Annotated in this window: 20 protein-coding genes and 1 pseudogene; 7 read left to right on the top strand and 14 right to left on the bottom strand. The window is 70.5% G+C overall.

Features of this window, described 5'->3' with window-relative positions:
• The 4 genes from OHO27_RS06110 to OHO27_RS06095 all read left to right on the top strand — a co-directional run bounded on the left by OHO27_RS06110 (position 1) and on the right by OHO27_RS06095 (position 5674).
• A complete protein-coding gene (locus tag OHO27_RS06110; RefSeq protein ID WP_328421038.1) occupies positions 1–957 on the top strand; it encodes a carbohydrate ABC transporter permease in 957 nt (318 codons plus the stop codon).
• The gene (locus OHO27_RS06105; RefSeq protein WP_328421036.1) at positions 954–1814 is read left to right on the top strand and encodes a carbohydrate ABC transporter permease; all 861 of its coding nucleotides are present in this window, start codon (positions 954–956) and stop codon (positions 1812–1814) included. The genes OHO27_RS06110 and OHO27_RS06105 overlap by 4 nt, the downstream gene beginning before the upstream one ends.
• Positions 1815–1858: 44 nt before the next feature.
• Positions 1859–3442, top strand: coding sequence for a glycoside hydrolase family 13 protein (locus OHO27_RS06100; protein WP_328421034.1), 1584 nt, complete (start codon positions 1859–1861; stop codon positions 3440–3442).
• Positions 3443–3523: 81 nt separating this feature from the next.
• Positions 3524–5674 (top strand): discoidin domain-containing protein, encoded by a 2151-nt coding sequence (locus OHO27_RS06095; protein ID WP_328421032.1) that lies wholly within the window; start codon positions 3524–3526, stop codon positions 5672–5674.
• Here OHO27_RS06095 and OHO27_RS06090 read toward each other — a convergent pair.
• From OHO27_RS06090 to OHO27_RS06075, 4 genes are read right to left on the bottom strand one after another with little or no spacing between them, the layout of a single operon-like run.
• Positions 5646–6476 carry an ABC transporter ATP-binding protein gene (locus tag OHO27_RS06090; protein WP_328421030.1) on the bottom strand — a complete coding sequence of 277 codons (831 nt, stop codon included), beginning with the start codon at positions 6474–6476 and terminating at the stop codon, positions 5646–5648. The genes OHO27_RS06095 and OHO27_RS06090 overlap by 29 nt on opposite strands.
• Before the next feature lie 20 nt (positions 6477–6496).
• On the bottom strand, positions 6497–7276 hold the full coding sequence (locus OHO27_RS06085; protein WP_328421028.1) for an ABC transporter permease: 780 nt from the start codon (positions 7274–7276) through the stop codon (positions 6497–6499).
• The gene (locus OHO27_RS06080; protein ID WP_328421026.1) at positions 7273–8046 is read right to left on the bottom strand and encodes an ABC transporter permease; all 774 of its coding nucleotides are present in this window, start codon (positions 8044–8046) and stop codon (positions 7273–7275) included. The genes OHO27_RS06085 and OHO27_RS06080 overlap by 4 nt, the downstream gene beginning before the upstream one ends.
• Positions 8043–9008, bottom strand: coding sequence for an ABC transporter substrate-binding protein (locus OHO27_RS06075; RefSeq protein ID WP_328421024.1), 966 nt, complete (start codon positions 9006–9008; stop codon positions 8043–8045). Before OHO27_RS06075 ends, OHO27_RS06080 begins: the two co-directional genes overlap by 4 nt.
• A 193-nt stretch (positions 9009–9201) precedes the next feature.
• On the opposite strand from OHO27_RS06075, the gene OHO27_RS06070 reads away from it, so the two are divergent.
• Positions 9202–10053, top strand: a complete 852-nt coding sequence (locus OHO27_RS06070; protein WP_328430363.1) for an IclR family transcriptional regulator domain-containing protein — start codon at positions 9202–9204, stop codon at positions 10051–10053.
• Here the strand turns inward: OHO27_RS06070 and OHO27_RS06065 are convergent.
• The 7 genes and pseudogenes from OHO27_RS06065 to OHO27_RS06035 form a co-directional block, all read right to left on the bottom strand.
• Positions 9968–10906 (bottom strand): PDR/VanB family oxidoreductase, encoded by a 939-nt coding sequence (locus OHO27_RS06065; protein WP_328421022.1) that lies wholly within the window; start codon positions 10904–10906, stop codon positions 9968–9970. The two genes, OHO27_RS06070 and OHO27_RS06065, sit on opposite strands and share 86 nt — an antisense overlap.
• A complete protein-coding gene (locus OHO27_RS06060) occupies positions 10903–11103 on the bottom strand; it encodes a hypothetical protein (protein ID WP_328421020.1) in 201 nt (66 codons plus the stop codon). Before OHO27_RS06060 ends, OHO27_RS06065 begins: the two co-directional genes overlap by 4 nt.
• A pseudogene (locus OHO27_RS06055) lies at positions 11100–12174 on the bottom strand (Rieske 2Fe-2S domain-containing protein). Before OHO27_RS06055 ends, OHO27_RS06060 begins: the two are co-directional and overlap by 4 nt.
• Before the next feature lie 162 nt (positions 12175–12336).
• Positions 12337–14073: a ubiquinone-dependent pyruvate dehydrogenase gene (gene poxB, locus OHO27_RS06050; protein ID WP_328421018.1), complete on the bottom strand. Its 1737-nt coding sequence runs from the start codon at positions 14071–14073 to the stop codon at positions 12337–12339.
• Positions 14054–14581 (bottom strand): hypothetical protein, encoded by a 528-nt coding sequence (locus OHO27_RS06045; RefSeq protein WP_328421016.1) that lies wholly within the window; start codon positions 14579–14581, stop codon positions 14054–14056. The genes poxB and OHO27_RS06045 overlap by 20 nt, the downstream gene beginning before the upstream one ends.
• A gap of 147 nt (positions 14582–14728) precedes the next feature.
• A complete protein-coding gene (locus tag OHO27_RS06040) occupies positions 14729–15451 on the bottom strand; it encodes a hotdog fold domain-containing protein (RefSeq protein WP_328421014.1) in 723 nt (240 codons plus the stop codon).
• A 72-nt stretch (positions 15452–15523) separates the two neighbouring features.
• A complete protein-coding gene (locus OHO27_RS06035; protein ID WP_328421012.1) occupies positions 15524–16822 on the bottom strand; it encodes an MFS transporter in 1299 nt (432 codons plus the stop codon).
• A 162-nt stretch (positions 16823–16984) separates the two neighbouring features.
• On the opposite strand from OHO27_RS06035, the gene OHO27_RS06030 reads away from it, so the two are divergent.
• Positions 16985–19036: a phosphocholine-specific phospholipase C gene (locus OHO27_RS06030; RefSeq protein ID WP_328421011.1), complete on the top strand. Its 2052-nt coding sequence runs from the start codon at positions 16985–16987 to the stop codon at positions 19034–19036.
• Positions 19037–19054: 18 nt separating this feature from the next.
• On the opposite strand, the gene OHO27_RS06025 is transcribed toward OHO27_RS06030, so the two are convergent.
• Positions 19055–20056, bottom strand: coding sequence for a DMT family transporter (locus tag OHO27_RS06025; RefSeq protein WP_328421010.1), 1002 nt, complete (start codon positions 20054–20056; stop codon positions 19055–19057).
• Positions 20053–20874, bottom strand: coding sequence for a phosphatase PAP2 family protein (locus OHO27_RS06020; protein WP_328421008.1), 822 nt, complete (start codon positions 20872–20874; stop codon positions 20053–20055). Before OHO27_RS06020 ends, OHO27_RS06025 begins: the two co-directional genes overlap by 4 nt.
• Positions 20875–21150: 276 nt before the next feature.
• Between OHO27_RS06020 and OHO27_RS06015 the strand changes: the two genes are divergently transcribed.
• Positions 21151–21765 (top strand): TetR/AcrR family transcriptional regulator, encoded by a 615-nt coding sequence (locus tag OHO27_RS06015; RefSeq protein ID WP_328421005.1) that lies wholly within the window; start codon positions 21151–21153, stop codon positions 21763–21765.
• Positions 21766–21927: 162 nt separating this feature from the next.
• Here OHO27_RS06015 and OHO27_RS06010 read toward each other — a convergent pair whose 3' ends face one another.
• Entirely contained in the window at positions 21928–22953 is a 1026-nt protein-coding gene (locus OHO27_RS06010; protein ID WP_328421003.1) for a DUF2510 domain-containing protein, read from the bottom strand.
• Between the last annotated feature and the right edge of the window lie 2 nt (positions 22954–22955).

Below are 22955 nucleotides of genomic sequence, written 5' to 3'. Positions count from 1 at the left end.
ATGACCAGGACGGCTCAGCGCCGGACCGTCGAGAAGGTCGCGGTCCGGCCGATGCAGGCGCCGCCCCCGGCAGGGGACCGGAGGCGCCGCCGCCTCGCCGATCAGGTGCGTGCGTACGGCTTCCTCCTCGGCGGCCTGGTCTGCTTCGCCCTGTTCTCCTGGTACCCGGCGATCCGGGCCGTCGTGATCGCCTTCCAGAAGTACACGCCGGGCAGCGACCCCGAGTGGGTCGGCACCGCCAACTTCACCCGCGTCTTCGCCGACCCGGAGTTCGCCGCGGCCTGGCGCAACACCCTCACCTTCACGCTGCTCGCCCTGCTGCTCGGCTTCGCGGTCCCCTTCGTACTCGCCCTGGTGCTCAACGAGTTGCGGCACGCCAAGGCGTTCTTCCGGGTCGTGGTCTATCTGCCGGTGATGATCCCGCCGGTGGTCAGCGCCCTGCTGTGGAAGTGGTTCTACGACCCCGGCACCGGCCTCGCCAACGAGACGCTGCGCTTCCTGCATCTGCCCACCTCGAACTGGTCCAACGGCGCCGACACCGCGCTCGTCTCCCTGGTGATCGTGGCCACCTGGGCCAACCTGGGCGGCACCGTGCTGATCTACCTGGCGGCGCTCCAGTCCATCCCGGGGGAGCTGTACGAGGCGGCCGAGCTCGACGGCGCGAGCCTGCTGCAGCGCATCCGCCACGTCACGATCCCGCAGACCCGCTTCGTCATCCTGATGCTGATGCTCCTTCAGATCATCGCCACGATGCAGGTCTTCACCGAACCGTTCGTGATCACGGGCGGCGGTCCCGAGAACGCCACGGTGACCGTCCTCTACCTGATCTACAAGTACGCCTTCCTCTACAACGACTTCGGCGGCGCCTGCGCGCTGAGCGTCCTGCTCCTCGCGCTCCTCGGCGCCTTCTCCGCCGTGTACCTGCGTCTGACGCGCACCGAAGGGGAGGGCGCATGACCACCCGGACCCTCGTCTCCCCGGCGACCCTGGCCCGTCCGCGCGGCAGGGCCGTCTACTGGTCCGTCTTCACCGGCACCGTGCTGTTGTTCGCGCTGGCCTTCCTGTTCCCGGTCTACTGGATGGCGACGAGCGCGATGAAGTCACCGGACGAGGTGGCGCGCACGCCGCCCACCGTCGTCCCCGAGCAGTGGCACCTCAGCGGATACACGGACGCCTGGGACCTCATGCAGCTGCCGACCCATCTGTGGAACACGGTGGTCCAGGCCGCCGGTGCCTGGGTGTTCCAGCTGGTGTTCTGCACGGCCGCCGCCTATGCGCTGTCCAAGCTGCGGCCGGTCTTCGGCAAGGTGGTCCTCGGTGGCATCCTCGCCACGCTGATGGTCCCGGCCCAGGCCCTGGTCGTGCCGAAATACCTGACCGTGGCGGACCTCGGCCTGCTCAACGACCCCTTGGCCATCTGGCTGCCGGCCGTCGCCAACGCCTTCAACCTCTACCTGCTGAAGCGGTTCTTCGACCAGCTCCCGCGCGATGTCCTGGAGGCCGCGGAGATCGACGGCGCCGGGAAGCTGCGCACCCTGTGGTCCATCGTGCTGCCGATGTCCCGGCCGGTACTGGGCGTCGTCTCGATCTTCGCTCTGGTGGCCGTCTGGCAGGACTTCCTCTGGCCGCTGATGGTCTTCTCCGACACCGACAAGCAGCCGATCAGCGTCGCACTCGTCCAGCTGTCGCAGAACATCCCGCTGACCGTGCTCATCGCCTCCATGGTGATCGCCAGCATCCCCATGGTCGCCATGTTCCTGGTCTTCCAGCGGCACATCATCGCCGGGATCGGCGCGGGCAGCAGCAAGGGCTGATGTCCCCAGGACGTCCTCCTCCTTCCGACAGAAAGGGCCGCACCGTGGCACAGCCCCGTCACGCCTCCCCGCACTGGTGGCGTTCCGCCGTCATCTACCAGGTCTACGTCCGCAGCTTCGCGGACGGCGACGGCGACGGCACCGGCGACCTCGCGGGCGTCCGCGCCCGGCTGCCGTACCTCGCCGGACTCGGCGTGGACGCCCTGTGGTTCACGCCCTGGTACGTCTCCCCGATGAAGGACGGCGGCTACGACGTCGCCGACTACCGCGCCGTCGACCCGGCGTTCGGCACCCTCGCCGAGGCGGAGAAGCTCATCGCCGAGGCCCGTGAACTGGGCATCCGCACCATCGTCGACATCGTGCCCAACCATGTCTCCGACCAGCACCCGTGGTTCCGCGCGGCCCTCGCCGGCGGCCCGGAACGCGCACTGTTCCACTTCCGTCCGGGACGCGGCCCGCACGGCGAACTCCCGCCCAACGACTGGCGGTCCGAGTTCGGCGGCCCCGCCTGGAGCCGGCTGCCCGACGGCGACTGGTACCTCCATCTCTTCGCCCCCGAGCAGCCCGACCTCGACTGGTCCCACCCGGCCGTGTGCCAGGAACACGAGGACATCCTGCGCTTCTGGTTCGAGCGCGGTGTCGCCGGCGTCCGCATCGACTCGGCCGCCCTCCTGGCCAAGGACCCGGACCTGCCGGACTTCGTCGAGGGCGAGGCGCCGCACCCGTACGTCGACCGCGACGAGCTCCACGACGTCTACCGCTCCTGGCGCGCGATCGCCGACGAGTACGGCGGCATCTTCGTCGGCGAGGTCTGGCTCCCCGACACCGAACGCTTCGCCCGCTACCTGCGTCCCGACGAGCTCCACACCGCCTTCAACTTCTCGTTCATGACGTGCCCCTGGGACGCCGGACGGCTGCGCGGGGCCATCGACGAGACGCTCGCCGAGCACGCCCCCGTCGGCGCCCCCGCGACCTGGGTGCTGTGCAACCACGACGTGACCCGCACTGTCACCCGGTACGGCCGCGCCGACACCGGCTTCGACTTCGCCACCAAGGCCTTCGGGACGCCGACGGACCTCGTTCTCGGCACCTGCCGGGCCAGGGCGGCCGCGCTGCTGTCGCTCGCCCTGCCCGGAGCCGTCTACGTCTACCAGGGTGAGGAGCTCGGCCTGCCCGAGGCCGACATTCCCCTCGACCGCATCGAGGACCCGATGCACACCCGCTCCGGCGGCATCGACCCGGGCCGGGACGGCTGCCGGGTGCCGTTGCCGTGGGCGGCGGAGGCACCGTACGCGGGCTTCGGCTCACGCGAGGAGCCGTGGCTGCCGCAGCCCGCCGACTGGGCGTCGTACGCCGCCGACCGACAGGCGGCGGACGCCGGTTCGATGCTCGCCCTCTACCGCCGGGCGATCGAGCTGCGGCCGGCGTTCGGCGACGGCCCGCTGACCTGGCTGCCCGCGCCGGACGGCGTGCTCGCATTCACCCGAGTGCGGGGCGCGACCTGCGTGGTGAACCTCGCCGACGCGCCCGCCGACCTGCCCGCCCACACCGAACTCCTGCTCGGCAGCGGCCCTTTGGACATCGAGGGGCGGCTGCCGAAGGACACCGCGGTCTGGCTGCGCGCCTGACACCGCGGCCCGCTCATCCCCGTACCCCCACCACGAAGGGATCAGCACATGCAGCAGCACCCGCCCAGATCTGTCAGGCCCATGACAGTCGCGGCATCCGCAGCCATGGTTGTCGCCCTCGCCGGTGGTCTGCTCACCGCGATGGCCCCCGCCGCCCACGCGGCCGCCGGCGCCACCCTCCCCTTCACCTCGGTCGAGGCCGAGTCCGCCACCACGACCGGCGCGAAGATCGGCCCGGACTACACGCAGGGCACCCTCGCCTCCGAGGCTTCCGGACGCCAGGCGGTACGCCTCACCTCAGGCCAGCGTGTCGAGTTCACGGTCCCGCGGGCCGCCAATGCCGTGAACGTCGCCTACAGCGTCCCCGACGGCCAGTCCGGCACCCTGGACGTGTACGTCAACGGTCAGAAGATCGCGAAGACCCTCGCGGTCACGTCGAAGTACTCCTACGTCGACACCGGCTGGATCCCGGGCGCCAAGACGCACCACTTCTACGACAACGCCAGGTTGCTGCTCGGCCAGAGCGTGCAGGCTGGCGACAAGGTGGCCTTCCAGGCGACCGGCACCCAGGTGACCGTCGACGTCGCCGACTTCGAGCAGGCCGCGGCGCCCACGGGGCAGCCCGCCGGATCGGTGTCCGTCACCTCCAAGGGCGCCGACCCCAGCGGCCAGGGCGACTCGACCCAGGCCTTCCGCGAGGCCATCGCCGCCGCGCAGGGCGGGGTGGTGTGGATCCCGCCGGGCGAGTACCGGCTGACCTCGTCCCTGAACGGCGTGCAGAACGTGACCCTCCAGGGCGCCGGGCACTGGCACTCGATCGTGCGCAGCTCCCGCTTCATCGACCAGTCCAGCTCCTCCGGGAAGGTCCACATCAAGGACTTCGCGGTGATCGGCGAGGTCACCGAGCGGGTCGACTCCAACCCCGACAACTTCGTCAACGGTGCGCTGGGGCCGGGGAGTTCCGTCTCCGGTATGTGGCTCCAGCACCTCAAGGTCGGCCTCTGGCTGCTGGGCAACAACGACAACCTCGTCGTCGAGAACAACCGCTTCCTCGACATGACCGCCGACGGACTCAATCTCAACGGCAACGCGCGCGGAGTCCGCGTCCGGCACAACTTCCTGCGCAACCAGGGCGACGACGCGCTCGCCATGTGGTCGCTGTACGCGCCGGACACCGACAGCAGCTTCGAGAACAACACGATCACGCAGCCGAATCTGGCCAACGGCATCGCGATCTACGGCGGCACCGACATCACGGTCAAGGACAACCTGATCTCCGACACCAACGCACTGGGCAGCGGCATCGCGATCTCCAACCAGAAGTTCCTGGACCCCTTCCACCCGCTGGCCGGCACGATCACCGTCGACGGCAACACGCTGGTCCGCACGGGCGCGATGAACCCCAACTGGAACCACCCGATGGGCGCCCTGCGCGTCGACTCCTACGACAGTGCCATCGAGGCGAACGTCCGGATCACCAACACCACCATCACCGACAGCCCGTACAGCGCCTTCGAGTTCGTCTCGGGCAGCGGGCGTGGCTTCGCGGCCAAGAACATCACCGTCGAGGGCGCGACCGTGCGCAACACGGGCACGGTCGTCGTCCAGGCCGAGGCCCCGGGTGCCGCCACCTTCCGCAACGTCACGGCCTCCGGTGTAGGCGCCGCGGGCATCTACAACTGCCCCTACCCGTCCGGCTCCGGCACCTTCACCCTCACCGACGGCGGCGGCAACTCCGGCTGGAGCAGCACCTGGTCCGACTGCTCGACCTGGCCGCAGCCCGGCCAGGGCAACCCCGACCCCGACCCGGCCCGCAACCTCGCGAAGGGCCGCCCGGCCTCGGCCACCGGCTCGCAGGACGTCTACACGCCCGGCAAGGCGGCCGACGGTGACGCGAACAGCTACTGGGAATCCGCCAACAACGCCTTCCCGCAGGCCTGGACGGTCGACCTCGGCGCCACGGAGGCCGTCCGCCGGCTGGTGCTGAAGCTGCCGCCGCAGTCGGCCTGGCAGGCCCGCACCCAGACGCTGTCGGTCCAGGGCAGCACGGACGGCTCGACATACACGACCGCGGTCGCGGCGAAGGACTACCGCTTCGACCCGGCGACCGGCAACACGGTCACCGTCTCCCTGCCGAGCGGCACGAACCTGCGCCACCTGCGGCTGCACGCCACCGCCAACACGGGATGGCCCGCAGCCCAGTTCAGCGAAGTGGAGGCATATCTTTCCTGACCGTCTCCGGCACCGCGTCCTGAGGCGTTCCGCGCTTCGCCACCTGGATCTGCTCGTACACACGGGTCCGCAGCTCGGCGAAGCGCGGATCCACCCGCGTGTGCAACTGGTCGCGCTCGGCGGGCAGATCGACCGTCAGCTGCTCCTGGACGACGGTGGGGGAGGCGGACAGGACGAGAACCCGCTCGCCCAGGTACACGGCCTCGTCGATGTCATGGGTGACGAACAGGATCGTGATCCCGCGCTCCCGCCACAGCCCCCGGACCAGGTCCTCCAGATCGGCCCGCGTCTGCGCGTCCACCGCCGCGAACGGCTCGTCCATCAGCAGCACACGGGGCTCGTAGGCCAGTGCCCGGGCGATGGCGACCCGCTGCTGCATACCGCCGGACAGCTGCCACGGATACGCCTGGACGGCATCCGCCAGCCCGACCGACTCCAGCGCGTCCCGCACCAGCTCTCGCCGGCGTGACCTGCTCAAGTCCTTTTGTTTCAGGGGTAGTTCGACGTTCTCGCCGACCCGCATCCAGGGGAAGAGGCTGCGCCCGTACTCCTGGAACACGAACGCCATCCCGGGCGGCGGACCGGTCACCTTCCGCTGTTCCAGGAGCACCTCACCGCCCGTCGGTGTGAGAAGTCCGCCGATGCACTTCAGCAGCGTCGTCTTGCCGCAGCCCGACGGGCCGACCAGACACACCAGTTCACCGGCGTCGACGGTGAAGGTGAGGTCGCGGACCGCCTCCACCCGCCGCCCCGACCCCTCGTAGACCTTCCGCAGGCCGGATACGGCCAGAAGCGCGTCCATGGACCGCCCTTTCACGAGGTTCACGGCGACCGCCGGGCCGAGGCGCGCAGACCGTGGTACCAGCCGAGCACCCGCCGCTCGACCAACTGGAAGACGACCGACAGCACAAAGCCGAGCAGGCCGAGCACGAGGATGCCGGTCCACATGTCCGGGATCGCGAAACCGCGCTGAAACTGGACGATGGTGAAGCCGAGCCCGTTGCTGGCGGCGAACATCTCGCTGATCACCATGAGGATGATGCCGATGGACAGGGCCTGGCGCAGGCCCGCGAAGATCTGCGGGCTCGCCGAGCGCAGGACCACCTTCCGCAGCCGCGCCACGCCCGTGATGCCGTACGACCGTGCCGTCTGGGCCAGCACCGGGTCCACCGCCCGCACGCCCTCGACCGTATTGAGCAGGACCGGCCACACGCAGCCGCTCGCGATCACCGTGACCTTCATGGTGTCGCCGATGCCCGCGAACAGCATGATGACCGGCACCAGCACCGGCGGCGGCACCGCCCGCAGGAACTCCAGGACCGGCTCGCACACCGCCCGCACCCGCCGGTAGGAGCCGATGACGGTACCGAGGGCCACGCCCACGACGGCCGCCAAGGCGTAACCGCCCGTCAGCCGCAGCACGCTGGGCAGGACGTCCTCCCGCAGCCGCTCCGCCGTCCATACGTCCGGGAAGGCCTCCAGGATCGTCCGCAGGGGAGGCCAGTACACGTCCGTGCTGCCGGCCGAGGCCACCCACCAGAGAGTGACCAGCACGGCCGGCAGCGCGCACACGAACACCAGCCGCAGCAGTACGCGCGTCACACCGCCACCTCCCCGCGCACCGACTGATGCCAGGCCAGCGCCCGCCGCTCCACCGTCCGCGCGCCCACATTGATCAGCAGCCCGAGCAGCCCGGTCACCACGATCAGCGCGTACATCTCCGGCACGGCCTGCGAGGCCTGTGCCACCCCGATGAGCTTGCCCAACCCCGGGGCGCCGATGACGAGTTCGGCGGTGATGGCGAGGATCAGCGCGACGGCCGCCGCCAGCCGCACGCCGGTCATGACGTACGGCAGCGCGGTCGGCCACAGCACATGCCGGATCCGCGCCCAGGTGCCGAGGCCGTACGACCGCGCCGTCTCGTCGGCGACGGGGTCGACGTCCTGGACGCCGTACAGGACCTGGATCAGCACCTGCCAGAACGAGGCGTAGACGACGAGCAGGAGCACCGAGCGCAGTTCGGTGCCGTACAGCAGCACCGCGAGCGGGATCAGGGCCACCGACGGGATCGGGCGCAGGAACTCGATCGTGGAGGCCGTCACCTCACGCAGATACGGCACGACCGAGACGACCACGCCCACCACGACGCCCGCGCAGGACGCGAGCGCCAGGCCCAGCGCCCAGCCGGTGAGGGTGTCACCGAGGGCGCTCCAGAAGGCCGCGTCGGTGACCTCGTCCGCGAGCGCCCCCGCGATACTGCTGGTCGGCGGGAAGTAGGCCTCCTTGACCAGACCGAGCCGCGGCACCGCCTCGCCCAGGGCGAGGAAGGCCGCGAGGCCGGCCGCACCGAGTGCGACGTTCACGCCCTTCACGGCAGCAGGGCGTCCAGGTCGGGCGTCTTCTTGAAGAGGCCGTCCTCCTCGCCGAGCTTCATGAGGGCCTCGATGGAGGGGCGGTTCGGCTCGGCCGGCCACTTCGGGAGGATGACCTGTTCCAGCACCGCCGCCGGGATCTTCGTGTACGTCGTGACGATCTGCCGCGCCTCGTCCGGGTGGGCCTCGGCGTAGGCGAGGGACTCGGCGGTGGCGTCCTGGAACTTCTTGACCACGTCCGGGTTCTGCCGTGCGTACTGCGTCGAGGTGAAGTACATCGCGACGGTGAGCTCCGGCGCGACGTCGATCAGCGGCGAGGCGATCTCGCGGCCGCCCTGGCTCCTGATCGTGGCGGTCGCCGGCTCGACCACGCATGCCGCGTCGATCTGGCCCTGGTCGAGGGCGGCGGGCATCTGGTCGAAGGGCATCTCGACGAGGTTCACCTTGTCCGGGTCGCCGCCCGCCTCGCGCACCGCCTGCCGCACCGCGGTCTCGTTGATGTTCTTCAGGGTGTTGATGGCGACCTTCTTGCCCTCCAGATCCTTCGCCGACTTGACGGGGCTGTCCTTCTTGACCATGAGGCCGTTGAAGTCCTTGCCCCGCACGCCCGTCGACGCGATGCCGTTGGCGACGGCTTTCACGGGGACGCCGTTGGACTGGGCGACCATCAGGGACGTCACGTTGCTGAACCCGAACTGGAACTGCCCGCTGGCCACGCCGGGGACGATCGCCGCGCCGCCCTGAGCGGTGGTGAACTCCAGCTTGAGGCCGTGTTTTTCGAACAGCCCCTTCTGCTGGCCGAGATACAGCGGCGCGACATCGACGATCGGGATGACTCCGAGCTTGACGGTGGTGACGCCGCCGGACGACGCGCCCGCGTCCGGTGAACCGTCGGACGAGCCACAGGCCGTCGCGACGAGCAGCAGGGCGCCGGCGGTGAGACCGGCCGACAGACGACGCATGGCTCCTCCTGTACAGACAACGGTGCAGCGGTGTTCCGACAGGTTGTGCGCAAGGCGCACAGTAGTGCGCGGGAACGCCTTGCGGGAAGGTAGAAGTCTCAACGGAGACAGGGCGATTGGCGGGCGTGGGCGGGACGCGGCAGGTCGGCACGGGGCGTCGCCGACAACATTGTTGACACTATTGGAGGTGGCGATGCTTCCGGCAGAGCGCGCACCACACTTCGTGAAGTCCTTCGAGCGGGGCCTCGCCGTCATCCGCTGCTTCGACGCCGACCACCCCGCCCGCACGCTCAGCGAGGTCGCCCACACCTGCGACCTGACCCGCGCCGCCGCCCGCCGGCTGCTGCTGACCCTCGCCGACCTCGGCTACGTCCACCAGGACGGCCGGCTGTTCCGCCTCACCCCGCGCGTGCTGGAACTGGGCTACTCCTACCTCTCCAGCTACACACTGCCCCAGATCGCCGAGCCCCATCTCGAGCAACTCGTCGCCCGGGTAAGGGAGTCGTCATCGCTGTGCGTCCTGGACGGCGACGACATCGTGTACGTGGCACGGGTGCCGACCCGTCGCATCATGACGGCGTCGATCACGGTCGGGACCCGCTTCCCCGCGTACGTGACGTCCGTGGGCCGGGTGATCCTCGCCCACCTGCCGGACGACGAGACCGAACTCCGACTGCAGCAGGCTGAGTTGAAGCCTCTGACCGCGCGTACGATCACCTCGCCGGACGCCCTGCGCGCGGAACTGGGCCGCGTTCGCCGGCAGGGCTACGCCGTCGTCGACCAGGAGCTGGAGGAGGGGCTCCGGTCGGTCGCCGCCCCGGTGCGGGACCGGGACGGCGAGGTGGTCGCGGCCGTCAACATCGCCGTGCACGCCGGGCGCAACTCGGTCGACTCGGTGCGCAGCGACCTGCTGCCGCACTTGCTGGCGACCGTCGCCGGGATCGAGAACGACCTCACCATCACAAATCCAGGACGAGCCGCCTCCCCCGGCAGCGGGACACGCAAATCATCATCGTCTCGCCGCTCTCCTGCTCCTCCCGCGTGAGCACGGAGTCCCGGTGGTCGGGAGTGCCGTCGAGGACATCGGTCTCACAGGTGCCGCAGGTGCCCTCGGTACAGGAGAACAGCACCTCGATGCCGGCGGCGCGTACGGTGTCGAGGACGGACACGCCCGGCGCGACGGTGAGCGTCAGCCCGCCCCGCGCCAGCTCGACGTCGAACTCCCCGTCCTCGCCGACCGGTTGCTCCTTCGCCTGGAACCGCTCGACATGCAGCACCCCGGACGGGCACCGCGCCTCCACCGCGTCCAGCAGCGGACCGGGGCCGCAGCAGTAGACGAGGGTGCCGGACGGGATGTCGTCGAGCACCGAGGCCAGGTCCAGCAGTCCGGACTCGTCCTGCGGAGCAACGGTCACCCGTTCGCCGTACGGCCCCAACTCCTCGGCGAACGCCATGGATCGACGGGAGCGCCCGCCGTACAGCAACGTCCACTCGGCGCCCGCCGCCTCGGCCGCGGCCAGCATCGGCAGGATCGGGGTGATGCCGATGCCGCCGGCGATGAAGAGGTAGCGGGGTGCCGGCTCCAGCCGGAAGTGATTGCGCGGCCCGCGCACCCGTACCTTGTCACCCTGCCCCACATGCTCGTGCACATGGGCGGATCCGCCGCGTCCGTCCGGCTCCCGCAGCACGGCGATCCGCCAGGCGGTGCGATCGGCCGGATCGCCGCACAGCGAGTACTGGCGCTCCAGCTCGGGCCCGAGCACGACGTCGACGTGCGCGCCCGGCTCCCAGGCGGGGAGCTGCCCGCAGAGCGGGTGCCGCAGGGTGAGGGCGAGGACACCGTCGGCCGCGAACTCCCTGCGGTCGACGACGAGTTCGGCTTCGTACACGTCGCTCATGAACTGGTTCCTCGCGGCTCGTGTCCCTGGTGCTGGTGTCCCTGGAGCCGGTGTCCCTGGGGGTGGGCGAGCATCCACTCCCACATCTCCACCGGATCCTGCGCGGTGTGCTCGCGGCCGCAGTGACAGGTGCCGTGCAGGACGTCGGTGCCCGGCAGCCAGTCGATGCGGTAGATCTCACCGGTGGGACTGCTCACTGGACCTTCTCCGTCTCCATCGGCTTCGCGCCCTCCTCGACCAGCCGGGCGAGGATCCGGCGGGCCGCCAGGCCACCGGTGTCGATGTTGATGCTCAGCTCCTGGTAGCCGTGGCGCTCGCTGCCGAGGGTCTGCTGGAGCAGGTTGAGGGCGGTGACGTCCTGCATGACGACGGTGTGGTTGTTGCCGCGCAGGAACTCGGTGACCTCGTCGTCGTCCGTCGCCCAGTCACGCGAGACCGCCCAGAAGTCGTACACCTTGCCGTCGCCGGACGGTGTGATGGCGTACGTGATCTCGGTGTGGAAGCCGTTCGGGTCGCTGCCGTCCGCCTCGGGCAGCACCCCGACCGGGGCGATGCGGCTGTGCAGCAGATACAGACAGGGGGCGTGGTACTCGATGTCCTGCCAGCGCGTGATCCGGCCCGCTATGCCGGTCGACCTGGCGTAGAACGGCGGGCACTCGGCGTCGGCCATGTGCCGGCTCACCCGGACGATCCCGGCGCCCTCGTCGACCTCCGTGGTGATCGGCGTCTCGGCGACCTCGGGGGTGCCGATGTAGCCGCCGTGGAGATAGGTCTCGTGGGAGAGGTCGAGGAGGTTGTCGACCAGCAGGCCGTAGTCGCAGCCGATCGGCTCCATACCGCGCACGGTGACCCAGCCGGGGGAGTCGAGGTGCCTGGCCCGCGGGATGCTCTGCGGGTCGGCGAGCGCCGGGTCGCCGATCCACACCCAGATCAGCGAGTCCTGCTCGACCACCGGGTACGAGGCGACACGCGCGGTGCGCGGAACGCGTTTCTGCCCCGGCACATACACACGTACCGGTGGTGTCGTACGTGAACCCGTGATACCCGCACACGATCCGGTCCCCGTCGAGCCGGGTCGGCGCCTCGGACAGCGGGTAGCGGCGATGCACACACCGGTCGTGCAGGACGACCGGCGTCCCGTCCTCCTCCGTGCGGTAGAGCACGAGGGTTTCTCCGAGGATGGTCCGACCGAGCAGCTCGCGTCCGACCTCGTGGCTGTAGGCGGCGACGTACCACTGGTTCCTGGCGAAGGCGGTGGTGTGAGGCATGGGGTTCCCGTCCCTGTCGGCGGGGCTCCGTCGCCCCGCGTGCCGTGGTTGGCATCAGGGTCGTGACGGCTGCGACCGCCGCGCAAGGCGACTTCTGCCAGACGGAAGGGCGGGGACGGAGGGAAGGGTTGACGGACCTGGACCGACCGTCCCCGCAACCCCCTACTCGAGGCTGAGCTGACGCAGATTGGTCCTGGTGAGCTCAAGGACCTCGTCACCGCGTCCGGACAGGACGGTGCGGGTGGCGAACAGCGTGAAGCCCTTGATCTGCTCAAGCGTGAGTTTGGGAGGCAGCGAGAGCTCCTGGCGCTCGGTGTGGACGTCGACCAGGGCGGGCCCGTCATGTGCGAAGGCCTCCTGCAACGCCTCCTCCAACTCGTCCGCGCGTCGGACAAGGGACGCGTGCAGGCCGGCTGCGCGGGCCAGGGCGCTGAAGTCAGGATTCTCCAGACCGGTGCCGTAGGTGACGACGCCTGCGGCCTTCATCTCCAACTCGACGAAACCCAGCGCCGAGTTGTTGAAGACGACGACCTTCACCGGGAGGTCCAGTTGCCGCAGTGTGCTCAGCTCGCCGAGCAGCATCGCCAGGCCACCGTCGCCCGAGAGTGCGATCACCTGGCGGCCGGGATGGCTGGCCTGAATGCCGATCGCGTGGGGCAGAGCGTTGGCCATCGAGCCGTGGTTGAAGGAGCCGATGAGCCGCCGCGCCCCGTTCATGTGCAGGTAGCGCGCCGCCCATACGGTGGGCGTGCCGACGTCGGCGGTGAAGGCCGCGTCGCGGGCTGCCAGCCGATCGACGGTGGCGGCGACGTACTGCGGGTGCAGCGGGGAGTCGGTGGGCTTGGCCTCGGCCAGCCGGTCCAGGCGGGAGCGCACCCGCCGGTAGTGGCCGGTCATCGTCGTCAGGAAGCTGTCGTCGCCTCGACGTTCGAGCAGGGGAAGCAGCGCCTGGGCGGTGTCCTTGACGGTCCCGACCAGGGGGACCTCCACCGGCGTACGGCGGCCGATGTGCTCACCACGCACGTCTACCTGCACGACGGATGCCTTCCGCGGGTAGAACGAGCGGTACGGGAAGTCGGTGCCCAGCATCAGCAGCGCGTCGCAGTGCTCCATCGCCCGGTAGCCGGAGCTGTAGCCGATCAACCCGGTCAGTCCGACGTCGTAGGGGTTGTCGTACTCCAGGAACTCCTTGCCCCGCAGCGAGTGCACCATGGGCGCCTTCAGCGCCTCGGCGAGCGCCACGGCCTCGTCGTGCGCCCCTTCGCAGCCGGCCCCGGCGAGGATCGTCACCCGGTCGGCCGCGTTGAGGACCTGCGCCGCCCGGGCAAGTGCGGCGTCGTCCGGCCGGATGCGGGACGACGTCTTGATCACTGGATGCTGAGTGGGGCTGTCGGGTGCCGGCGCCAGGAACAGTTCGCCGGGGACGACCAGCACCGCCACTCCGCTGCGTTCGAGGGCGGCGCGCGCGGCCATCCCCAGGAGCCAGGGCACCTGTTCCGGCATGCTCGCCAGTTCGCAGTAGACGCTGCACTCGCGGAACAGCAGCTGCGGATGCGTCTCCTGGAAGTACTCGCTGCCGATCTGCTCCTGGGGAATCTGCGCGGCCACCGCGAGCACCGGCACCCGGCTGCGCTGCGCGTCGAACAGCCCGTTGATCAGGTGCAGGTTGCCCGGCCCGCAACTGCCGGCCGCGACCGCGAGGCGCCCCGTCACCCCTGCCTCGGCAGCGGCGGCGAAGGCCGCGGCCTCTTCGTGCCGGACATGTCCCCACGCGATGGTGCCGTCACGGCGCAGAGCGTCGGTGAAGCCGTTGAGGGAGTCGCCGGGCAGGCCGTACACCCGTCGCACGCCGGACGCCTTGAGCATGGAGACGATGAGGTCAGCAACCGTGTCGGCCATGATGTGACGTCCTCCTGACCCGGGCTGCGGTCGGCGATGGGCCGAGGAGCCGGTTGAACACGCTCACCGTCACCACTGCGTAGGCGAGGTGGGGCACGATGTCGGCAGCCCAGTCGGTCGCGGCCCAGGTCCGCGGGTCGGTCACGCCCAGTACGGTCATGGGCCCGTTGGTGGCCACCAACGCCCCCACCACGGCCACCGCGTACTGGGTGCTTCGCGCCGGACGCCAGCCGGCCGCATGCCCCAGCCCCAGCATCGCGCCCATACCGGTCCCGGCCGCCAGGCCCGTCAGCGCACCGAGGGCCGTCACGCGACTCTCCTGGGCCCGCCCCTCGCCGGGGATGCGCAGGTGAAGCTTCTGCGCCAGCTTGCGTACGGTCGTCTCGGGTGTGGAACTGGCCGGCCGGCCCCGCAGCACCATGTCGCCGTAGGAGACCACGTTCAGCGCCGTCGTCCCCGCGGCCCCGGCGGCGGCCCCGTAGAGCAGTGGGCCTGTGGCACACACCATGGCAGTCCTCCTCCCGCCTGTTCGGGAGCCGGGCACGCCGGACCGCCCCGCAGCCTGCGGAACGCAGGATCGACCCACTCCCTACCTCCACCATGCGCCACCTCCGCCTCCCACGCCACGGGACGACGAGCTCGGGCAGCGGCGGTTTCAGGGGGAGGGCTTCGGGTCGATCCACAACGCTTCGGAGACGGCGCACAGTTCGCCCCCGGCCGTCGCGAGCGCCACGCCCATGGTGTGCTTGCGTCCGGACTCCGACCGCAGCCACGCGTACGAGATGTACGGCTCACCAACAACGACCGGCCGCACAATCGTGCCTGTGAGCGCCGCGGTGACCGCTCCTGGCCGCAGGGTGCCGAGGAAGCGGCCCGCCCAGTGTCCCGGGCAGTCCAGGGCGCCCCAGACCAGCGGGGCCGGGAGCAGGCCGTCCGGGTCGGCGAAGGCGGGGGACGGGGTCCAGCCGGAGGCCACCAGGCCGAGGTCCGGCACCGGTGTGCCGTGCACACGCAGACCGCGGTCGGCGGTACGCAGGCCGCAGCCGAAGCAGTCGACCACCCCCGATGGCGGCGCCGCCCGGAACCTCTCGGCCGCGACGGCCGCCTCGTCCCAGGAGGGCGCGGCCGGCACGTCCGCCGGCAGCTCGGCGGGACGTGCCGCGGCGAGGGGCTGCTCGGCCTCGCCCAACTCCACGCCACCGTTCGCCGTTTCGCCGATCCGCACGGGCACCCCGACCGGCACCGGCCCACGGAAGTCCACCCGTACCGTCCGCGCCCCGGACCGCTCCGCCAGCACACCGGCGACGTAGCCGCCGAAGGCCACCTCGGGGTAGCCGACGTACAGCTCGGGCACCACGATCGCGTCACTCGTCGTCATGATCCCCACCTCACCACACCGAGCACCGGGATCATGCCGAACCAGCAGGTGCACAGCGGTGCGCCGAGCGGCTCACCGCTCCAGCGGCCGGTGCGCCGTCTCCGGAAGCCGCAGATACACCAGCGACGAGCCGAGGCACAGGGCGGCGACGTACCAGGGGAACAGGTCCGCGTGCCCCAGCTCCTTGAACAGCGTGCCGACATACGGCGCCGTACCGCCGAACATCGCGACCGTCAGTGAGTACGGGAACCCGATGCCCGCCGCCCGCACCCGGGGCGGAAACACCTCGGCGTTCACGGCCGCACTGATCGACGTGAACCCGGTCAGCAGCACCATGCCCGCGCACTGCACGAGCAGCAGCACCGCGAACGAGTCACGCAGGGCGTGCAGCAGCGGGACCGTGAGGAGGGCGAAGCCCAGGCCGAAGAAGAGGAGGAGGGGGCGGCGGCCGAAGCGGTCGGAGAGGAGGCCGCCGAGGGGCTGGAGCAGCGCGAAGAAGGCCAGCGAGATCGTGCCCGCCAGCAGCGCGTCCGACTTCTCGATGCCCGCGTTGAGTTCGGCGTACGTCGGCAGGTACGAGGTCCATGTGTAGTACGCGATCGTGCCGCCCGCCGTGATCCCGCAGATCAGCAGGGACTGGCGGGGATGGCGGCGCAACGCCTCGAACAGGGCGGGACGCGGGGCCTGTTGCTGCTCGGCGCTCCTTGTTTCCTGCGCGCCCTGCCGGATCCAGAAGCCGACCAGGCTCAGCACGGCACCGAGGACGAACGGCACCCGCCAGCCCCAGCCGTTCATCTGCCCGTCGCTCAGCGTGTCCACCAGCAGCGTCGCGATGCCGGAGGCGACCAGCTGGCCGACCGTCGTCGACACGTACTGGAAGCTGGAGAACAGCCCGCGGCGGCCCGGTCCCGCCGACTCCACCAGGAAGGTCGTCGACGCCGCGAACTCGCCGCCCACGGACAGGCCCTGGAGGAGGCGGGCGAGGACCAGGATCACCGGAGCGAGGACGCCTGCCGTCTCGTAGGTCGGGGTCAGGCCGACCAGCAGACTGCTGCCGCCCATCAAGAGGATGGTGACGGTCAGCGCGGCACGTCGCCCGCGGCGGTCGGCGATCGCGCCCATCACCAGCCCGCCCACCGGCCGCATGAAGAAGCCCACCGCGAAGACCGCGAACGTCGAGAGCAGCGGCACCAGGGAGTTGTCAGCACTCTTGGGGAAGACCTCGGCCGCGATATAGGTGGCGAGGAAGGTGTAGGCGTACCAGTCGTACCACTCCACGGCGTTGCCGACGGAGGCGGCGAGGAGCTGGCGTACGGGCCGTTTCGCCGGCGGGGCTACCGTGCGCGTCGTCTCTGTCATGATCGCGACCATCCCCGCGTCCCGCTCCCGGCACACCTCACGTACCCGCGACTTTCACACGAGCGCCACCGGACCCTTCCCTGACGTTTGGTGCTCCTGGAACACTCCTTCCGCGCGCATTCCGTCACATGCCGTCCGGTCAAATCACCCCCTATGGGAAGAGGTCCCTCACCCATGCCCGAAGTCAATCGCCGCAGATTCCTTCAAGTAGCGGGCGCGACCACGGCGTTCACTGCTCTGTCGAGCAGCATCCAGCGGGCCGCCGCCCTCCCGGCGAACCACCGAACGGGGTCGATGGAGGACGTTGAGCACATCGTCGTCCTGATGCAGGAGAACCGTTCCTTCGACCACTACTTCGGCGCACTGCGCGGCGTCCGCGGTTTCGGCGACCCCCGCCCGGTGGCGCACGACAACGGCAAGTCGATCTGGCACCAGTCGAACGGCACCAAGGACATCCTGCCGTTCCACCCGGACGCCGACGACCTCGGCATGCAGTTCCTGGAAGGCCTTCCGCACGGCTGGAACGACGGCCAGCAGGCCTACAACGGCGGCAAGTACGACAAGTGGATCCCCGCCAAGGGCACCACGACCATGGCGTACCTGAACCGCGAGGACATCCCCTTCCACTACGCCCTCGCCGACGCCTTCACCATCTGCGACGCCTACCACTGCTCGTTCATCGGCTCCACCGACCCGAACCGCTACTACATGTGGTCGGGCTACACCGGCAACGACGGCACCGGCGGCGGCCCGGTCCTCGGCAACGACGAGCTCGGCTACGGCTGGACCACCTACCCGGAGCGCCTGGAGCAGGCCGGTGTCTCCTGGAAGATCTACCAGGACATAGGTGACGGCCTGGACGCGGCCGGCTCCTGGGGCTGGATCGACGACGCATACCGCGGCAACTACGGCGACAACTCGCTGCTGTACTTCAACAAGTACCGCGAGGCCAAACCCGGCGACCCCTGGTTCGACAAGGCCCGCACCGGTACCGACGTCAAGAACGGCGACGGCTACTTCGACCAGCTCAAGGCCGACGTCAAGGCCGGCAGGCTGCCGCAGATCTCCTGGATCGCCGCCCCCGAGGCCTTCACCGAGCACTCCAACTGGCCCTCGAACTACGGCGCCTGGTACATCGCCCAGGTCCTGGACGCCCTCACCTCCAACCCGGAGGTCTGGTCGAAGACGGCCCTGTTCGTCACCTTCGACGAGAACGACGGCTTCTTCGACCACGTGGTGCCGCCGCTGCCGCCGAAGGACGCCTCCAAGGGCAAGTCCACCGTCGATGTCTCGCTCGACCTCTACAAGGGTGACAGCAAGCGTCCGGCCGGCCCCTACGGCCTCGGTCCGCGGGTGCCGATGCTGGTCGTCTCGCCGTGGAGCAAGGGCGGTTACGTCTGCTCCGAGACGCTGGACCACACGTCGATCCTGCAGTTCATGGAGCGCCGCTTCGGCGTCAAGGAGACCAACATCTCCCCCTGGCGCCGCGCCATCTGCGGCGACCTGACCTCGGCCTTCGACTTCTCCTGCAAGGACAGCCGCCCGGCCGCGCTGCCGGAGACGGACGAGTACGAGCCGCCGGACCGTGAGCGTCACCCGGACTACAAGCCGGCGCCGCCGGCCGACCCCGACATGCCGAAGCAGGAGCGCGGTCTGCGTCGGGCCCGCCCGCTCAAGTACGCCCCGCACGTGGACGGTTTCGTCGACGCGGCGGCCGGCAAGTTCACGCTGGCCTTCGCCTCCGGTGCCAAGGCCGGTGCCGCCTTCCACATCACCTCCGGCAACCGCACCGACGGCCCCTGGATGTACACCACCGAAGCCGGCAAGAGCATCGCGGACACCTGGAACTCGGCGTACTCGAACGGCGCGTACGACCTGACCGTGCACGGCCCCAACGGTTTCGTGCGCTACTTCAAGGGCTCGAACAAGACGGCCGGTCCCGAGGTCACCGCCCGCCACAAGGGCGACGACATCGAGCTGACCTTCACCAACAAGGGAACGAGGAGCGTCGGCCTGAAGATCGGCAACGGGTACGGCGGCCGCCCCGCGACGGTGACGGTACGGCCCGGCGACACCGTGCGCCGCACGGTCGACCTGCAGGGGAGCCGGCGCTGGTACGACCTGACCGTCACCACCGACGCCGACCCGAAGTTCCTGCGGCGCTTCGCCGGGCACGTCGAGAACGGGCGGCCGGGCGTGAGCGACCCGGCGATCGTCACGGACTAGTCCGGATCGCGGCTCCGCTCAGAGTGCTGTGAGGTGCCCCGGCTCCGGTTGCCGGGGCACCAACGCCGGTTCCGCAGCTGGCGGCTCGGGCGTCAGCGCCCGCTCCTGTGCCGCCGCCTCGGCCTGCAGAGCCAGTACGGCGGCGACGGGGTGGTCGTCGTCCGCGGCGGGGTCGGGTGCGGCAGCCGCCAGCGGGCCAGGGTCGGGCGTCGCCCGGCTGAGCAGCACCACACCCCAGGACGCCAGTCCCGCCCCGGCCAGCGCGAGCAGGATGCCCACCGCGCCGCCCTGGAGGCGTTCGCCGAGCAGGACCAGCCCGATGACCGCGGCCGCCATCGGGTTGGCCAGCGTCACCACCGCGAGCGGGGCGCCGAGGCCGCCCCGGTAGGCGGTCTGCGACAACAGCAGCCCGCTCGCCGCGAGGGCCGCGACCAGCAACGCCACCCCGACCACCTGAAGGCTGAGCAGCGGGGCCGAGTGGTCCGTCGCGGCCACCGTCACCGTCTGCGTGAGCGCCGAGGCCACCCCGGAGGCGAACCCGGACGCCGTCGCGTGCCGCAGTCCCGGCCGGGCGCCCGGCCGCGACAGCATGCCGATCAGCGCCACGGTCACCGCCGCGACCGCCAGTGCCTCGGACGTGCTCAGCACGTCGTCGGGCGCGGGCCCGGAGGCCGTGACGAGGATCGCGCCCAGGCCGGCCAGCGTCAGCGCCGTACCGCGCCACTCGACTCCGCTGACCCGCCGCCCGGCGAGCCGCGCCCCCAGCGGCACCGCCGCCACGAGGGTGAGCGCGCCCAGCGGCTGCACCAGGGTCAGCGGACCGTACTTGAGGGCCACGACGTGCAGCAGCGCGCCCGAGCCGTTGAGCAGGACCGAGCCCCACCAGGCGCCGGAGCCCAGCAGTCGCAGCAGGCCCGTACCCGCAGCGCGGGAGGCCAGCCGCTCCTGGGCCACGGCCGCGGCGGCGTAGGCGACGGCAGAGAACAGTGACAGGACGACGGCGAGGACGGTGGCGTTCATCGGCCCGCCCCCACGAGTACGGCGTCCTCGTCTGCGGCTTCCTCGCTGCGGGGCGCCGGTACGAGCCTGTCGGCGCCGCGTCCGGCCGTCGTCGCCGTGCGCTGCGGCAGATGGACCACCGCGAGCGCGATGCCGAGCATGGCGGTCGCGACGATCGCGTCGAGCCAGTAGTTGTTGGCCGTGCCCACGATGACCAGCAGGGTCACCAGCGGGTGCAGCAGCCAGAGCCACCGCCATCGCGACCGGGTCGCCAGGATCAGGCCGATCGCCACCATGAGCGCCCAGCCGAAGTGCAGCGACGGCATCGCCGCGAACTGGTTCGAGAGGTGGTCGGTCTCGGGCGAGCCGTACACGGAGGGGCCGTACACCTGCCCGGTGTCGATCAGGCCGGTCGCGGCGAGCATGCGCGGCGGGGCGAGCGGGAACGTCAGATGCACCACCAGGGCGGCAGCGGTGACGACGGCGAGGACGCGGCGGGCCCAGACGTAGTGCGTGGGGCGCCGCAGGTAGAGCCAGATCAGGAAGGCCGCGGTGGCCGGGAAGTGGACGGTCGCGTAGTAGGTGTTCGCGAGGTGTATGAGCGTGTCGCCGTGCAGCAGCAGGTTCTGCACCGAGCCCTCGCCGGGCAGGTGGACGGCTCGTTCCAGGTCCCACACACGGTCCGCGTTGTGGAAGGCCTCGCCGGTGTGGCCCGTGGCGAGCTGCCGGCCGAACGTGTAGACGAGGAAGAGCCCTGCGACGAGCAGGAGCTCCCGGACGAGCGGAGGCCGCGCTATCGCGTCGGTCTCCGCCCGGGCAGGCTCGGTGCGGGCATTCATTCCCCCGGCCCTTTCGCTGACGGTGGGTGGTGCTTGGTGGTGCGCAGTGGTACTGGGCGGCGCTTGGTGGCGCTGGGCTGAGCTGTCGAGCTCATGACTCCTCGGGCTCGGCGAACTCATCGGTACGGCGACGTACCGATACGCCAATGTACCGAAACGCAACTGTACCGATACGGCCGCGTTCCGGTACAGTGGCGTATCGATAGACGTGCGACACACTGGAAGCGCGGCCTCCGTCACCCGCGGGGCCGCCCCACCGGAGCGAGGAGAAGAGCCATGACGTCGCAGGCCGCGGACGGATCGGAGACGGTCGCCGCCTCGCGCCGCTCCAAGATCACGCCCCAGCGTGAGCGGGAGTTCTTCGACGCCGTGCTCGAACAGATCCGCGCCTGCGGCTACGACGCCGTCACCATGGAGGGCGTCGCCGCCAGCACGCGGTGCAGCAAGTCCACGCTCTACCGGCAGTGGGGGACCAAGCCGCAGTTCGTTGCGGCGGCCCTGCGCTCCAGCCGGCTCACGCGCTTCGACGGCATCGACACCGGCACTCTCGCCGACGACCTACGTGAGGCCGCGCGGGCCGCGGGGGCGTGGTCGGCCAAGGACACGCGACTGTTCCAGGCGCTCGGGCACGCCGTGATGGAGGACCCGGAACTCAAATGCGCCCTGCGTGAGGCACTCATCGACCCGGAGATCGAGGCGCTGAGGCAGATCCTGAGGCGCGGGGTCGAGCGCGGGGAGGTCGCCGCGGACCATCCGGCGCTGGAGTACGTTCCCGCCCAGATCTTCGGCGTGCTGCGGGCGCGTCCCGTGCTGGAGGGCGAGGACGCCGACCCCGACTACCTCGTCCGTTTCGTGGAGGCCGCCGTGCTGCCGGCACTGGGCCTCACCTGAGACTCAGGCCGCCGTCCACGGGATGACTGGACGGTGACCTGTTCGCGCCGCACCATGGGGACGGGGCGGCGCGCACCCCCCGGCCGGGTGGGGTTCCCCTTGAGCGGAGGGGCGCCCCACCCGGCCGCATCATGTGCGGGGTACGGGGGCGGTCGGGGTGTGTCAGACGTCCTGGCCGTTGCCGCCGCCGGTGGACACCTTGATGCCCTTGGTGATGTCGTCGATCAGCGACTGCTTCTCACCGACGTCGACACCGAAGCGGACCACGACCATCTGCTCGGCCCGCACGGGCGAGGGGAAGGCGAGCGACTCGACGTAGCCGTCGGCGCCCTTGCTCGTGATCGCCTTCCAGCGGACCAGATAGCCCTTCTGCCCGGCCACGGTCACCGCCTTGGAAGCCAGCACCTCGTGTGAGGTGATCTCGCCGTAGCCCTTGCCGTAGGAGTCCTTGGCATTGGCCTCGATGTCCGCCTTGGCGACCTCCTCGGCCGTGTCGCCCTTGGAGCCGAGCGCGAGCGCGGGGGCGGAGTACGCGCCTCCCTTCTGGCAGCTCTGGGAGGTCTCGGCGGGGCACTTGTACGTCTCGTCCGAGGCCACGTGCGCGCCCCAGCCGATCTCCTGCCCGTACCAGCCGTCCGGGATGGGAATGCTGATTCCGTTCACGGCGTCGGTCACCGAACCGCTGTCCACCTTCGGCGCCTCGGACTCGTCGGGTGCGGGCGACTCACCGCCGGAACCGCCGTTGCCGCCCCCCGAACCGCCGTTGCCGCCGCCGGAGTCGCCGAAGGGGCCGCCCTGGCCGCCACCGGGCCCGCCCTGGCCACCCTGCCCGCCGGACCCCTGCTGCGGGGAGTTGGCGCTGCTGCCACCCGAGCCGCCGTCGGCGGTCAGCGCGTACACGCCGACACCGATGCTCGCGAGGACCACAGCGGCCACTCCCACGGCTATGCCCGCACGCAGACGGCGCCGCCCGCCCGACTGCAACTGGCCGGGATATCCGGGATGTGCCGGATACGCCGGATAAGCGCCCTCGCCCGACAACTGCTCCGGAGGACCCCATACGTCGGTCGACCCCGCGGGCCGGACCTGGTCCGTCCATGCCTTGCCGTCCCACCAGCGCTCGGTGGGCGGACCGTCACTTTGCCGGCCGGGGTCTGGGTACCAGCCGGGAGGAGTCACCTGCGTCATGA

It is taken from the genome of Streptomyces sp. NBC_00443, from assembly GCF_036014175.1.
In the GTDB taxonomy this organism is placed as follows: Bacteria; Actinomycetota; Actinomycetes; order Streptomycetales; family Streptomycetaceae; genus Streptomyces.
Note: the sequence above shows the minus strand (reverse complement) of the source record. Positions and strands in the feature narration are given on the sequence as shown.